This window comes from Pelotomaculum sp. PtaB.Bin117 (assembly GCF_002067195.1).
Taxonomy (GTDB): Bacteria; Bacillota; Desulfotomaculia; order Desulfotomaculales; family Pelotomaculaceae; genus Pelotomaculum_D; species Pelotomaculum_D terephthalicicum.
In genome coordinates this window covers 1-14055 of record NZ_MVQM01000065.1, presented here as the reverse complement: position 1 = coordinate 14055, position 14055 = coordinate 1, and the positions used below count along the sequence as shown (strand labels likewise).

The window sequence follows — 14055 nt, the reverse complement described above, 5'->3', positions numbered from 1 at the left end:
ACGAATATCCCCGCCACGGCCAATAATTGCACAAGCAGCTTGTTTTTAAACAGCGTGAAGAAAACCAGGGCGCCCACAAACGCCAGCCAACCGCCTCTGGAATAAGTCAGGAGCAGGCAGAAGACGGCGGTAGCCGCTGTCGAAATGAAGAAAATTCGCAGGCCGGCTTTTTTAGCGCCGAAAGCCGCTCCCAAGGATAGGGTCGACAGCAGGATCATATATTGAGCCAAGAGGTTTGGATTGTCAAAAACAGCGTAAGCCCTGTTTTTTATTTCCGGGTTCTGGGTAATGTCGACCCATTCTTTCTTTAGCTCAATGGCATTTACCCCGGTATAAAACTGGTAGATGGCGTAGCATGCTGTAATCAGGCCGGCAACGGCCAGGCAGGTGATTAAGTTGTCCAGCTTTTCCCGGCTGTCAATAGTATTCACGATCACAAACAAATAAATCAGACCGGTGACGGGGATGAAGAATTCTCCGGCGCTGTCCCAAAATGAAACTGAAGTGACGGTGGCATAGAACATTACCCCAAAATACAACAGCAGGGGTATGAATAAAGGCGACAGGTAGAAGTGGAAGTGAGGGCGTTTGGCTGCTTTAATAATGAGGGATAGGAAAGTCACCAGCGCCAGCGCCAAAAGCGCTTTCAGCGGCGCGAAAGGCAGCAGCAGGGCGGCGGCGTACAAGCCGTACTCTGTTTTGTAAAGCGTTCCGACTGTCAGCAGAACGGCTGCGAGCACGATTAGCGACTGCTTAAATGGCAGCAAGAAAAAGGACAACGCGGTCAAGGCGGCCAGTGCGAACAAAGCGGCGTAAATGATCTCCCGCTGCCGCGCTTCAATTCTCGCCGGTATTTTTAAGCGATTTTCCACTGTGCCGGTTATTTTGCGCAGCAGTGTGAATGTGCCGCTTTCTCCGGTCATGTTGTGGTTCAGCAGCCGCCCTATATAACTATCTTGGTAAGATGCGCGCAGGAAGCGCGTTAAACGACCGGTAAGACTGAGGTCAAATCCTTTTGCCCACATGGCCGCGTTTTTATTTAATGCCCTTTTCCCCAGCGTAATAATGTAGCTTTGCATGAGCGTATACATCCGACCTTTTTGATAATGTAATAACTATAATGGCATTCAGAAGTCAGGAGTCATAATTCGGAATTTTTAAAGACGATATAGCGTTCTCTTATTCTGACTTCTGGTTTCCGGCTCTTTAAATTATGAGGAGTTTGCAAAAGTAACTTCGCAGGTGGTGAGTAAAACGTCAGCCAGCTCTTTAACCCGCGCCGGCCAGGAGTGTTTTTCCATCATGGCGATTTGACGCCGGGCCCTGGCCGGATCATGCTCTTTGAGCGCCTTGTCGGCTTCGGCGGCGAAATCCTCTCTGTCTGAAACATATACAAAATCGCGGAAATCGCCAACAGCCGGGAGAGCCGTTGATATTACCGGTTTGCCGGTGGACAGGTACTCATATAGCTTAAGCGGGTCTGAAGCCAGCGAATGTTCATCTTCCGTCCGGGGCAGCAGGAGCGCCGCCGCGTGTTGCATGTACCCGGGCAGCACGGCGTAAGGTTTGCTCTTCAGCCAGTAAACATTAGTTTTGCTGAGCAATTCTCGCCACAGGCTGGCATCAGCCGCGCCTTCATAGTAATGTCCTATCAGTGCCAGCGAATACCCCGGCCTGTCGTCTGCCAGTTTGATTAACAGCTTCAAATCGATCCAGGAGTTGATCGAGCCGGTATACATTAAGACCGGCTGAGGCATGCCCGCTATTTCCTGTTCCGGCGGGAATTTGTCCCCTGCGAAATGTTCCACGTTTACACCGTTTTTAACAACATGCACATCCCGGTGATAAAGAGTGGAATACTTGCCGGCCAGTTCCGGAGACACGGCGATTACCGCGCTGCTGTTGGCCATCATGTATTGGTAAAATGATTTGTTGCCGGCCAGCACGCGTGGATTGTTTTTTATTTCCGGGAAGGCGAAAGAGTCATCTAAGATATGGAAAACCAGGTATTTAGGTTTTAATTTTTTGATAAACTGGGTTTGCGTATAACTCCAGGATGAAATATACACCAGCGTTTGCTCACGCCAGGCATGTCCGTATAAACGTCCCAGTATGCGGTCAAATTCAGCGGCCGTCAAGCTGTCCGCGTATTTCCTCAATCCAAGGGATACCGGCGCAAAGCCGAGAGGCGGCGTGTATACTGTGACACCGCCGTGGACTGCCTGCCCCCAGCGGATGTTGCGCAGCAAGTAGACAGGATGAGCAAGCGCGCCCCTGAGACCGCGGGGAGGCTCTATGTACAGACTGTCCGCCTCCGTGCATGCGGCGGTCAAAAACCGCACCGAGTCGTTTATTTCGCTGTAATTCCATGGATTCATTCCCATAAATACAACCGCCCGGATTTTCCTCAACTATTTGCCCCCCGTCATGCCGGCGTTAAGAATCTACTAAAAACAGCGCAGGCTTTAGATTATTTTATAACATGAAGGCGAAAGACTCAATGATCAACATTTTCATTTACTGTCTAGCGCATCTATGTAAAATGTGTTATGATCATGTCGGATTTTTCGAATAGACGGCGGTGCATCAAGGCTGGCGTCTTTACTTTTATGCGGCGATATTGCTTAACTTAATTTCTTAAATTTGTGTAGGGGCTGAGCGATAAGCAAAATGTTCAGAGGGGGCGGTTGGCCTTGTCATTCGTTACCGGGGCGGTAGCCCGGGCTGCCATTGTACTCGTCCTGTTTAACGTTGCGTCCAAGTTGACGGCGCTGGTGCGTGAAATGGTGATTGCCCGGCAGTTTGGCACGACTGCTGTCATGGACGCCTACCTGGTGGCTTTTTCGCTTCCTTCTGTTTTGTTTTATCTTTTCACCGGCGCGTTGGCGACCGTTGTTGTCCCTATCTACTCTGAATACGCCGCCGCCGGCCGGGAGCGTGAAGCATGGGGTTTGTTCGGCACTTTTTTTCATGTGCTGCTGCTGCTGCTGGCCGTGGCTACCGCTTTGGGCTTGCTCTTGGCTCCCTGGCTGGTCAAACTGCTGGCGCCTGACTTTCCCGGGGATACGCTCAGCCTGGCCGCATCATTAACCAGGTGGATGTTCCCGTTCTTGATCTTCAGCGGGCTATCCGCCTTGTTCAGCGGCCTGCTCAATGCCAGGAACATTTTCGCGATCACCGCCCTGAACGGGCCTTTATCCAACCTTGCGGTGATCATTGCCGTCCTGGTCTTGAGCAGCCAATGGGGCATATACGGGATGGCGCTGGGAGTGCTGGCCGGCGGGGCGGCGGGGATGGTTGTGCAATTGCCGGCCTTGCGCCGGGCGGGATTTAGCTTCCGTCCGGGAGTGGCTTTAAACCACCCGGACTTGAAAAGAATTTTTAAACTGGTGCTGCCGATAACCCTGGGATTTTCGATTAGTGAAACTTATATTTTAATCGACCGCTATTTGGCTTCCGGTTTAGCCGAAGGAAGCATTTCAGCGTTAAACTATGCCAACAGGCTGATTCAAATGCCGCTGGGCCTTTTTGTCACCGCCGTGGGGACGGCGGTGTTTCCCGCCTTAACCCGCCGGGCCGCCGGAAAAGACTTGCGGGGTTTGGGGGAAGGGGTGCTCCGTTCGCTGCGGTTGGTTGTATTGGTCTGTGTCCCGTCGGCGGTTGTATTCCTAATGCTGCGGGAGCCGCTGGTAACGCTTTTTTTTAAACGGGGTGTTTTCGATGACCGTGCCACTTATATGACTGCCGCCGCCCTGTTTTTTTACTCCTTTGGCCTGATCGGCCAAGCCGGTGAATTTATCCTGACGCGAGGCTTTTTTTCTCTGCAGGATACCCGTACTCCGATGATCCTCAGCGCCGTGGCCGTGCTGGTCAACCTCGGGTTCAGCCTCGCTTTGATTGGTTCCCTGCAGCACGGCGGCCTCGCCCTGGCCAACTCCATCGCCGCGCTGGTTAATATGATCCTGTTGACCTTTTTCTTGAACCGCCGCTTGGGCGGTATGTGGACGCCGGAGATGTGGCGGTTTATCTTGTATGTCATACTCGCTTCTCTAGCAATGGGTGGCGCCGTCGAGGCCATGACCCGTTGGATAGGCCTGCCGGCCTTGTCCGGCACGTTCGCGCTGGCAGGGCAGGTGGCGCTGGTCGCGGCGGCCGGCCTGGCAGTTTATCTGGCTGCGCTTACGGTTTTGCGTATTGAGGAGACCCGTCAGCTTTGGGATTTTATCAAACATTACTTATCGCATAAGCGGCCGGGGGGTATGAAAGATTGAAGAAGGAAGCGATTGCAGCAAAGCTGCGCTGGCTGATTGCCGGCATAGTGCTGATATGCGTGGTATTTGCGGCCTGGATGGCGGTTTTGGCCGGTTTGACCAACCGTGCCCAACGTATTCCGGTGTTAATTTACCACAATATATCAGCGGAAAATATCACTGACCGCAGCAGGAATCTGACTTCCGGGGCAAGTTTCGCGGCGGAAATGGAATTTCTGCACAACAACGGCTATCAGGTGATTCCGCTGAAAAAGCTAATCAGTCATATGCAATACGGTGAAAAATTGCCGGAAAAAGCGCTCGTGATAACCTTCGACGACGGGTATGAAGGTGATTATAAAGTGGCATATCCTATTTTAAAAAAGTACAACATGCCGGCCACCATTTTTTTGATTGCCAACAGGGACCAGTATTTTGGGCCGGACGCGCCTCCCATGCTCACCTGGGAAGAGATGAGGGAGATGGAAGGGAGCGGCTTGATCGATATCCAGGCGCATACGTATAGCTTGCACTGCCCGGTATATACCGGCAAGGAGCGGACATCCCTGAAGCCGGCGACGGTTGCCGGGGCCTATCGGCCGGAACTTGGACGCCGTGAAACAAAGGAGGAATTTGCCGACAAGCTGTATGAAGATTTTTTGCTGGCGCGCACCACGATCGAAGCCAACCTGCAGAAGCAGGTCGATACCATGGCCTGGCCGTTCGGGGCTTATAATTGCACATCCCTGCGCATGGCCCGCAAGGCCGGATTCAAGTATTTTGCCACGACCCGGAGAGGTATGAACGAGTATGCCGACAGCGTTCAGGTTATCCGCAGGATTAGTGAGGACGACAATATCTCCCTGGACCAGTTTGCGAAGTTCATTGAACCGGATTATTCTTATTTCAGGCAGCTTAGGCAAGTGACCTTCAGGTACTTGAACCGCTTGACAGAGCTTTTCGTTTTATGAAGCTGGTAATAATAAGAGGAGTCAGGAGTCAGACAATGAAGCTTCGCTTCATTGTCTGACTGATAAAAATGGTTAAGATTTTTTAGGACAGAATGAGAGCGGTTTATCTTCTTAATATATTCTGAATACTGACTCCTAAATACTGTAAATATGTCAAGAGCCGGGAGTCGAAAGCCAGACGTAAGGAGTAAGAAGTCGGAACTGAGAATGAGAGGCAGGTTTATCGTTTGAGGTTTTCTGGATTCTGAATACTGGAATAATAACGATGGAGGTAAATACTTACAGATAAGATACTATTGTCTGAATGGCAGGAAATGCACCAGTTTTGTAGAATTTAGATATGTTGTAGTTTTTGGCCAAATTGTTTAAACTCAGGGGGTTTACACAGATGAAGATGATCATGAGGGTAACCTTGTCGTTATTGACCGTTGCCATTCTTTTTTGCCTGGTGACCGCGAGTGCCGATGCCGGCGTGTTGCCGGTGCGGGGTTCTTTTTTTAGCGTGCAAAGCCGGCAGATGGAAACGGTCGGTGAAGGGGTGGCCCTGATTGATTACTCGCTGGACCTGCAGGGCGACCCGGTCAGGATGGCGGTTTTGCAGGTTGATTTAAAAAACCCTTACGTAAAAATAGAAGGTTTGATCGGTTCGGACGGGACGCTGGAGAGTACCCAGCAGGTAAGTAAAATGGCCGAGCGCAGCGGGGCGGTGGCGGCGATAAACGCCGGTTTTTTCATTATGGCCCAGGGCAAACCGCTGGGTATGATTGTCAAGGATGGGAAACTGGTGTCCAGCCCGATTATTCGCGATGACATGCCGGTTTTTGCCCTGGGCATGGACGGGCGCCCGCTGATGGACTTTTTTCAGTTTAACGGGGAAGTGAAGGCCGGCAACGGGGCTGTGTTTCCTCTTTTCGGCGTGAACAAGCCGCTTTACAACATGGAGTACGGCGGGCTTTCAGATACCGACCATCTCACCCTGTACGACCGGAACTGGGGACAATACAGCCGCGGCGGCAATGATGAACTGCCGGGTGCGGTGGAAATCGTGGTGGAAAACAATGTCGCGACGAAACAGGTTGTGGCCGGCGCGCCGCTGCCGATTCCCGCTAACGGTTATATTCTCTGGGGCCATGGCGCGGCCGCGGATTTTATGTCTGAAAACATGCCGGTCGGCTCGCGGGTTAAAGTCAGTTATCAAACGACCCCGGCTTTTGAAAAAATAGAAGTTTCTACGGGCAGCAACAGCTTTTTGGTGCAGGGGGGAAAGGTGGCCGCGTTTCAGGAAGAGTTGAAAGGCAACAATTCCCGCACCGCAGTCGCGTCTTCTGACAGCGGGAGGTTTCTCTATCTGGTCGCGGTGGAAAAAAGCAGTCGGAGCAGGGGTTTGGAACAGGAAGAACTGGCTGAGTTGCTGGTGGCCATGGGTGTGGAAACGGCTTTGAATCTGGACGGCGGCGGCTCGACCACCATGGTGGCGAAACATCTTGGTGACACCGACATATCCAACATTGTTCAACCCAAAGAAGGATGGCAAAGACCGGTAACCGACGGCCTGGGAATATTTAACACGGCCCCGCCCGGGGAGCCGGCGGGATTGATTATTAATGGTCCGGATGTGGTGTTGGCCGGGACTGACAGCAGCTATACCGTGAAAGGCTATGACACGCACTTTTATCCGTGGCAGCCGCAAAATCTTAGCTGGCGCGCCAATGGCGGAGGAAATGCTGTCAATGGTATTTTCAGCGCCGGCAGCGGCGGCGATGTGGTGATTGAGGTCACCTCCGGCACGGTTAAAGGAACAAAAAAAGTGCATGTAATAGGCAGTGATGAGATCAAGGCTTTGCAGGTTGAGCCTGCGGTTATCAAAGCCGGCAGCGGCCAACCGGTGACATTGACCTTTAGCATTCTGACCCGGGACGGTCAGGTGCTGCCGCTGGAAGCCCGTTATGTAACCGTCCACGCCAGTACCGGTACGGTAAACAACGGTATATTTTACCCGGGGAAAGACGACGGCAAAGGTGTACTGGCGGCAAGCTACCAGGGTTTGACTGTACAGGTGCCAATTCGCGCGGCAAGTTTATTCAAAGACACGGTAGACAACTGGGCCGAGGAACAAATCAACGAATTAGCTGAGTCCGGTATTATCAAGGGCTACGAAGACGGTACCTATCGTCCGGCGGAACCGGTTACCCGCGCTCAAATCGTCGCCTTGCTGGCGCGGCTGCAGCAGTGGCCGCCGGGTGAAGAGCAGCCGAACTTTAAAGACAAAGTGCCTGACTGGGCGCGGGATGCCGTTGCCGCCGCCGTGGCGCGCGGTGTGGTGAGCGGGTACGCGGATCGAACATTTCAGCCTGACCGGCCGGTAACCAGGGCTGAGGTGTCTGTCATTCTCGATCATGCCATTAATTTTGCAGGCAAGGAGACAGGGTTGGATTTCAAGGATGCCGGAATTGTTCCCGATTGGGCGAGGGCGTCAATGGCGAGGGTTGTTTCAGCGGGAATTATCAGAGGTTACGAAGATGGCTCCTTAAAACCCGGGGCCAATCTTACCAGGGCGGAGATAGCTGTTTTAATTACACGGCTGATTGAGCTAAACTATGTGAAGGTGGAACAATGATGTGGCGCCGGTAACAGTGTTAATAACACTGATGAGTCTGGAGATAGGCGGTGCGGAAACACATGCTGTAGTTTTGGCGCGCCATTTGAAAGAGATGGGATACCGGGTGATCATGGCTTCCAGCGGCGGTGTTTTTGAAAAAACAATCGCCGGCAGTGGGATCAGGCATTACCGGTTGCCGCTTGATAATTCCAGGCTCCATTCCTTATATCGTTCCGTAGCCGCGATTAAATCAATAATCGCGGCTGAAAATGTCGCGCTGGTTCATGCGCATGCCCGTATTCCGGCTTTTGTTTCTGATTTGGCCAGACGCCTTACGGGGATTCATATGGTCACTACCGCCCACGCTATGTTCACGGCAGGCTTTCCTTTAAGATATTTTTCCATGTGGGGGGAGAAGACTATTGCCGTCAGTTCGGACGTGAAAGAACACATGATCAAGTATTTTGGTCTGGCGGAGGCGGATATTGTGTTAATCCCCAATGGAATAGATGTTGAAGCTTTTAATCCGGCTTTGCCGGTGGGGAAAATTGCGGGTGAGCTAAAGGGCGGCTCAGATAAAAAGTTGATTGTTTATGTCAGTAGACTTGACGAATTGCTGGCTCCAGTGGCGGTGAACCTTATTGAGGCTTGCGGCAGGCTTTATGGTGAATTTCCGTTTATTAGCCTGTTGATCGTGGGAGACGGGAAACGCGCCGGGGAAGTGGCGGACAGGGCGAAGGATGTTAATGCCGGAAAAGGAGTGGAGTTGGTCAGGCTGTTGGGCGCCCGCACCGACGTAAACTTGATCATGGCGGCTGCCGACTTGATCGTTGGGGTAAGCAGGGTGGCGCTGGAAGCAATGGCCAGCGGCAAGAATGTCATTTTAGCCGGTGGGGAAGGCTATGGAGGGTTGATTCAGGAAGGTAGTCTGCCTTTGTTTATCAATGATAATTTTACCGGGCGTCAGTTTAATAATAAAGCCACCGTTCAGGATTTTGAGAATAACGTTCGAGAATTCTTGCAGTTGCCCCCGGAAGCCCAAAAGCGTATGGGCTCATTATTGCGGGAATTTATTGTGGAGAATTACAGCAGTGCGCGAATGGCAAGAGAAACAGCCAAGGTTTATGAGAAAGTGCTGAACAAATAGTTCAGGAGTCAGAATTCAGGAGTCAGTATTCAGAATATAGTAATCAGTAATCAGAATATTTAAGGCCATAAACTTTCTTTTATTCTGTCTTCTGACTACTGAGGATGAGGTGTCAGTTGCTCAGGGTACTGCACATTATCAGTGATACAAATATTGGTGGGGCCGGCCGGCATCTATTGACCTTCCTGGAGCATTACGACCGTGCAAAGCTGGCGGTCTACGTGCTCTGCCCGCCAGCGTCTTTGCTGCTGGAGCAGTGCGCTGCACTGGGTGTCAAAACATACACCAGTTCCTATTTAGCCGGAGACCGGTCTTTTGGCGGGCGCGGCCTGTCCGGCCTGATCCGTGAAGTAGGCGCCATTGCCCGGAATTGCCGGATAGACATTGTACATACACACGCTTCCTTTTCGGGACGAATGGCGGCCAAAGCAGCCGGAGTTCCCCGCATAGTCTACACAAAACACCGGATGGACTGGGAAACCTCCCGGGGCTGGTTTAAAAAACGGGTCGTAGCTTTTTTAAACCGCTTGACCAGCCACAAGGTGATCGCTGTCAGCCTGGCGGTAAAAGAAGATCTTTTGTTAAATGGTGTGCCGGAAGAGAGAATTGCGTTGATTTATAACAGTGTTGATATAAAAAAGCTAAGGGGGCAGGCCGGGCCGGAAAAACTGAAATTTATTCCGGGTGTTGGAGACAGCCGGGTAGTAGGCATGGTAGCCCGTCTGGAACCGGAAAAGGGCCACCGTTATTTTCTGGAGGCGGCACGCGCGGTGCTGGCTAAGCTGGAGAACGTTTATTTTATCGTGGTGGGGACCGGCTCTCTTCTTAATAGCTTAAAGGAGACCGCGAAGATTTTAGGGATTGGTGAGCGTGTGCTTTTTACCGGCTATCAGGACGATATTGCCAGGTTCATTGCCGCGATGGATGTGATGGTGGTACCTTCGCTCACGGAGGCTTTCGGCATTAGCATGATTGAAGGCATGTGTCTGGGCAAGCCGTGTGTGGCCAGTGCCGTGGGCGGACTGGTGGAGATAGCCGGTCAGGACGGGCGGGCTGCTTTCCTTGTCCCGCCGGGTGACGGGGAAGCCATTGCGGAAAAGGTTATTTTCCTTTTGGAAAATCCTGACTTGGCGGCGGCAATGGGGCTGCGGGCCGCGGAAGAAGTGGAAAAAAGGTTTTCCGCTGAGAAAATGGCGGATGAAATCACCAGTCTTTATTACGAAATGATAACAGGTAATAAGTTACAATACAGTATTCGGGAATAAGAATGAGAGAACGATTTATCTTCTTGAATTATTCTGAATTCTGACTCCTGAATTCTGAATACTTGAATTGTATTTGAGGAGGTATTTCTTTTGCTTGATATTAATCAGATTCAGGAAATATTGCCGCACCGTTACCCATTTTTATTGATTGACCGGATAGTTTCATTGGAAGAAGGTAAAAAAGCCGTGGGGATCAAGAATGTTACTGCCAATGAACCTTATTTCCGGGGGCACTACCCCGGTTTTCCGGTAATGCCGGGGGTGCTGATTGTTGAGGCCATGGCGCAGGTAGGGGCGGTGGCAATATTAAAACTGCCCGAATACAGGGGGAAAATAGCTCTTTTTGCCGGCATAGACAAGGCTCGTTTCCGCCGCCAGGTTGTTCCGGGTGATCAGCTGCGCATTGAGGTAGAGGTGCTAAAGCTGCGCAGTACGGTTGGTAAAAGCTACGCGGTTGCTTATGTGGAGGAAGAGATTGCCGCGGAAGCTGAACTGATGTTTATGGTGCAAAAAAACAAGGGTTAATTTAGCGAAATTAAATGCAATAAGGCGTAAGAGGAAATAATACAGCGTCTTAAAAAAAGAAGTATGCAAAAACATACATAAATATACAATAATCATTTAATTAGCTTGTTTACTATTATTTTTACTAATTGTCGTATTAATGCTTAATCGGATAAAATATTTATAGTGTTGTGCTTTGGACTTGCCTTACTGGAGGGATTTTTGTGCAACTACCGGTAACGGCTATTCTTCTGGCTTTGGGAATAGCTCTTTTGGTTACCCCGCTGGTCAGGAAGTGGGCTTTTAAATGGGGGGCCTTAGACCGTCCCGATCGAAGAAAAGTGCATGAGCGGCTGATGCCCAGGCTGGGCGGGCTGGCTGTTTATCTGAGCTTTGTGGCGGCAGTGCTGCTTACCCAAGAAGTAACCCCACAAACCATGGGGTTGATTGTCGGTGGCTCGTTAATTGTCTTGCTTGGCTTAATCGACGATACCAGGGGGGTATCACCCCGGGTCAAGCTGGCGGGACAGATAGTGGCTGCTTTTGCGGTGATACCTTTCGGTCTTGAAGTTAAATTTATAACCAATCCGTTTTCTGCGGAAATGATTGCCCTGGGGTTGTTCAGTATACCTGTTACTGTGTTATGGCTGGTATCAGTGACCAATGCTGTTAATTTGATCGACGGGCTGGACGGACTCGCCGGGGGTACCACCTTTATCGCCCTGCTGACTCTGGCGGCGGTCGTATGGATTGAAGTTACCCGGGCCGAGATCAGTTCACCCGGCCAGAGGGGAGCTGTTGTCCTGGCCTTGATCCTGGCCGGCGCGATATTTGGTTTTTTGCGCTATAATTTCTACCCGGCGCGGATATTCCTGGGGGACACAGGCTCAATGTTCCTGGGTTACAGCGTGGCCGTTTTGGCAATAATGGGACTGGCTAAGGGTGCTACCTTTATTTCCGTAATAATTCCGGTGGTAATTCTGGGGATCCCCCTGCTTGATACGGTTTTCGCCGTTGTCAGGAGGTATTGCGGACACAGGCCTATTCTTCAGCCGGACAAGGAGCACCTGCACCACCGGCTGCTGGAGATGGGGCTAAGCCATCGCCAGGCGGTGCTGTGTATTTACGCGGTAAACATTATCCTTGGCTTGAGCGCAATTTTGCTGACGCTGCTTACGCCAAAACAGGCTGTACTGTTGTTAGCGGCGCTTTCTACCATTATCTTAATCGCGGCGAACAAGATAGGCGTTACCGGGATAGGGAAGCCAGGCTCTTATTTGCCGTCATCCGGAAAGCAGCAACGGTCCTCCCGGATGTAGACGGGGGAAGTTATGAGGGAGAGAGGTATGCAGATGAAAGTGAGAAAGGCTATTATCCCTGCGGCGGGCCTGGGTGTCCGCTTTTTGCCCGCTACCAAGGCGCAGCCCAAAGAGATGCTGCCGATAGTTGATAAACCGACAATCCAGTACATAATTGAAGAAGCGATTGCATCCGGGATCGAAGATATACTGATTATTACAGGCAGGAATAAACGGGCTATTGAAGACCACTTTGACAAGTCACTGGAACTGGAGTATCAGTTAAAAGAAAAAGGGAAGTTCGATCTTTTGCAAATGGTGCAGGATATCAGCGAGCTTGTTGATATCTATTATGTGCGCCAAAAAGAGCCTTTAGGGCTCGGACACGCGATTTATTGCGCCCGCCAGTTTATCGGCGATGAGCCTTTCGCGGTGCTTTTGGGCGATGATATTATAAGAAGCCGGGTGCCATGTCTTAAACAGTTGATAGATCTATATGAGGATTTGCAATCCACAATTGTTGCGGTTCATGAAGTCCCCCGGGAAGATGTAAATAAGTACGGTATTATTGACGCGGTTCCGGAAAAAAACAAGGTGTTCAAACTGATTGATCTGGTTGAAAAACCGCCTGTGGAGAGCGCGCCGTCCCGGCTGGCGGTGATGGGCCGTTACATTATCAACCCGCGCATCTTCTCGATTCTGGCCGAAACCAAGCCGGGGGCCGGCGGGGAGATTCAGCTTACCGACGCGCTGAAGGTGTTATGCCGTGAGCAGCCAATGTACGGTCTGGCTTATGAAGGCCGCCGTTATGACGTGGGTGACAAGCTGGGCTATCTTCAGGCGACGGTGGAATTTGCCCTGGCGCGGCCCGACCTGGCGGAAGGGTTTAGGGAGTACTTGAAAACAGTGTTGGCCGGAGAATAATAAAACAAACCCCGCAAAGTTTACCTAACTGCGGGGTTTGTTTTATTTACTTCTTTCACCGAAGCCCCTTGCTTGCAGCCGGGGCTTTTAATTTGCCCAAGGTATTTCTCGAACATTTTTCTTCTTGTGCGAAGTTTTTTTAAGATTTTGTATTTCTCCATTTAATCCCACCCGCTATTATTATTCCCGATAATTTTGCAAGTCAAACCCTGCGTGTATAATCATCGTTATAACCGGTAAACTAATTTCTGTAGATTATATTGGAAGGGGCGCTAAATTATGAATGATTATCTGGAAATATTAATCAGATCACTAGGCGCTTTTGCCGGCGTTATTTTTATTACCAGATTGGTCGGCAAGTCACAGGTCGGGGGTTTGAATATAGCCGACTGGGTAAACGGTATTGTTATCGGTTCCATAGCCGCCAGCCTGGCCACTGATTTAAAAACACCGGCTGGACTCTATGCGTTCGCGCTGCTGATTTTTTTGGTTTTAACCATGGCTGCGGAATGGGTTGGGGTGAAGTACCGCCCCGTGCACAAGCTGTTAAGCGACGATCCGACAATAGTGGTGCATAACGGGGTAATCCTTGAGGGAAATATGCATAAAATGCGCTACACAGTAGATGATTTAACCTCACAGCTGCGCCAGAAGAACGTATTTAATATCGCGGATGTTGAATATGCTATTGCTGAACCGGACGGTGAATTAAGTGTGCTGTTGAAAAGCCGGGTTGCGCCGGTTACTCCCCAAGATCTCCAGATGCCGTCCAAATACAAAGGGGTGCCTTCTGAATTAGTGATAGACGGGGTGATTATCCGGCAAAATTTAAAGCAAAACAACCTGGAAGAGGATTGGCTGTTGGGGGAATTACAGAAACAGGGTATCCAGTCACTCCAAGAAGTGTTTTACGCCAGTCTGGATCAGGACGGTAATCTTTATGTTGATAAGAAGCAGGATAAAATGGCTTACACACAGGATATTACTGATAAACTGCCGGGGAAAATGCCGCAGTAATAAGTTTACTTTTCAAAACGCAGCGCCTCAATGGGGTCCAGCCCCGCCGCTTTCTTAGCGGGGTAATAGCCGAAGAAAAT

At 50.8% G+C, this 14055-nt stretch carries 12 protein-coding genes; 9 read left to right on the top strand and 3 right to left on the bottom strand.

The genetic code is table 11. From position 1 onward, the window contains the following. Together A4E54_RS04215 and A4E54_RS04210 are read right to left on the bottom strand one after the other, a co-directional pair. Nucleotides 1-1079: O-antigen ligase family protein (locus tag A4E54_RS04215; protein WP_286724593.1), on the bottom strand; the 1079-nt coding region annotated here is incomplete at its 3' end. A gap of 132 nt (nt 1080-1211) precedes the next feature. Further along, complete coding sequence (locus tag A4E54_RS04210; protein ID WP_240081727.1) at nt 1212-2411, bottom strand: glycosyltransferase; 1200 nt, start codon at nt 2409-2411, stop codon at nt 1212-1214. Between the two features lie 282 nt (nt 2412-2693). Here A4E54_RS04210 and murJ point away from each other — a divergent pair, with 282 nt between their 5' ends. The 8 genes from murJ (at nt 2694) to galU (ending at nt 12958) form a co-directional block, all read left to right on the top strand. Further along, nucleotides 2694-4271: a murein biosynthesis integral membrane protein MurJ gene (gene murJ / locus A4E54_RS04205; protein ID WP_286724590.1), complete on the top strand. Its 1578-nt coding sequence runs from the start codon at nt 2694-2696 to the stop codon at nt 4269-4271. Then, nucleotides 4268-5221, top strand: coding sequence for a polysaccharide deacetylase family protein (locus tag A4E54_RS04200; protein WP_286724588.1), 954 nt, complete (start codon nt 4268-4270; stop codon nt 5219-5221). Before murJ ends, A4E54_RS04200 begins: the two co-directional genes overlap by 4 nt. A gap of 388 nt (nt 5222-5609) precedes the next feature. Then, nucleotides 5610-7838, top strand: a complete 2229-nt coding sequence (locus A4E54_RS04195) for an S-layer homology domain-containing protein (RefSeq protein ID WP_240081724.1) — start codon at nt 5610-5612, stop codon at nt 7836-7838. Nucleotide 7839: 1 nt separating this feature from the next. Further along, nucleotides 7840-8967 carry a glycosyltransferase gene (locus A4E54_RS04190; protein WP_240081723.1) on the top strand — a complete coding sequence of 376 codons (1128 nt, stop codon included), beginning with the start codon at nt 7840-7842 and terminating at the stop codon, nt 8965-8967. 116 nt (nt 8968-9083) lie between these two features. Further along, nucleotides 9084-10232 carry a glycosyltransferase family 4 protein gene (locus tag A4E54_RS04185; protein ID WP_240081722.1) on the top strand — a complete coding sequence of 383 codons (1149 nt, stop codon included), beginning with the start codon at nt 9084-9086 and terminating at the stop codon, nt 10230-10232. Nucleotides 10233-10322: 90 nt separating this feature from the next. After that, nucleotides 10323-10757 carry a 3-hydroxyacyl-ACP dehydratase FabZ gene (gene fabZ / locus A4E54_RS04180; protein WP_240081721.1) on the top strand — a complete coding sequence of 145 codons (435 nt, stop codon included), beginning with the start codon at nt 10323-10325 and terminating at the stop codon, nt 10755-10757. 203 nt (nt 10758-10960) lie between these two features. Continuing rightward, entirely contained in the window at nt 10961-12055 is a 1095-nt protein-coding gene (locus A4E54_RS04175; protein ID WP_376741763.1) for an MraY family glycosyltransferase, read from the top strand. Nucleotides 12056-12088: 33 nt separating this feature from the next. Next, on the top strand, nt 12089-12958 hold the full coding sequence (gene galU, locus A4E54_RS04170; RefSeq protein WP_286724582.1) for a UTP--glucose-1-phosphate uridylyltransferase GalU: 870 nt from the start codon (nt 12089-12091) through the stop codon (nt 12956-12958). A 20-nt stretch (nt 12959-12978) separates the two neighbouring features. Here galU and A4E54_RS04165 read toward each other — a convergent pair whose 3' ends face one another. Next, nucleotides 12979-13119: a hypothetical protein gene (locus tag A4E54_RS04165; RefSeq protein ID WP_240081719.1), complete on the bottom strand. Its 141-nt coding sequence runs from the start codon at nt 13117-13119 to the stop codon at nt 12979-12981. Between the two features lie 118 nt (nt 13120-13237). Here A4E54_RS04165 and A4E54_RS04160 point away from each other — a divergent pair, with 118 nt between their 5' ends. Further along, nucleotides 13238-13975 (top strand): YetF domain-containing protein, encoded by a 738-nt coding sequence (locus A4E54_RS04160; protein ID WP_240081718.1) that lies wholly within the window; start codon nt 13238-13240, stop codon nt 13973-13975. Nucleotides 13976-14055: the final 80 nt, after the last annotated feature.

Excerpts from the sequence above, each read along its gene's own strand:
- A4E54_RS04195 (WP_240081724.1), top strand. The coding sequence starts at position 5,610 with ATGAAGATGATCATGAGGGTAACCTTGTCGTTATTGACCGTTGCCATT.
- galU (WP_286724582.1), top strand. The coding sequence starts at position 12,089 with ATGAAAGTGAGAAAGGCTATTATCCCTGCGGCGGGCCTGGGTGTCCGC.
- A4E54_RS04165 (WP_240081719.1), bottom strand. The coding sequence starts at position 13,119 with ATGGAGAAATACAAAATCTTAAAAAAACTTCGCACAAGAAGAAAAATG.
- A4E54_RS04160 (WP_240081718.1), top strand. The coding sequence starts at position 13,238 with ATGAATGATTATCTGGAAATATTAATCAGATCACTAGGCGCTTTTGCC.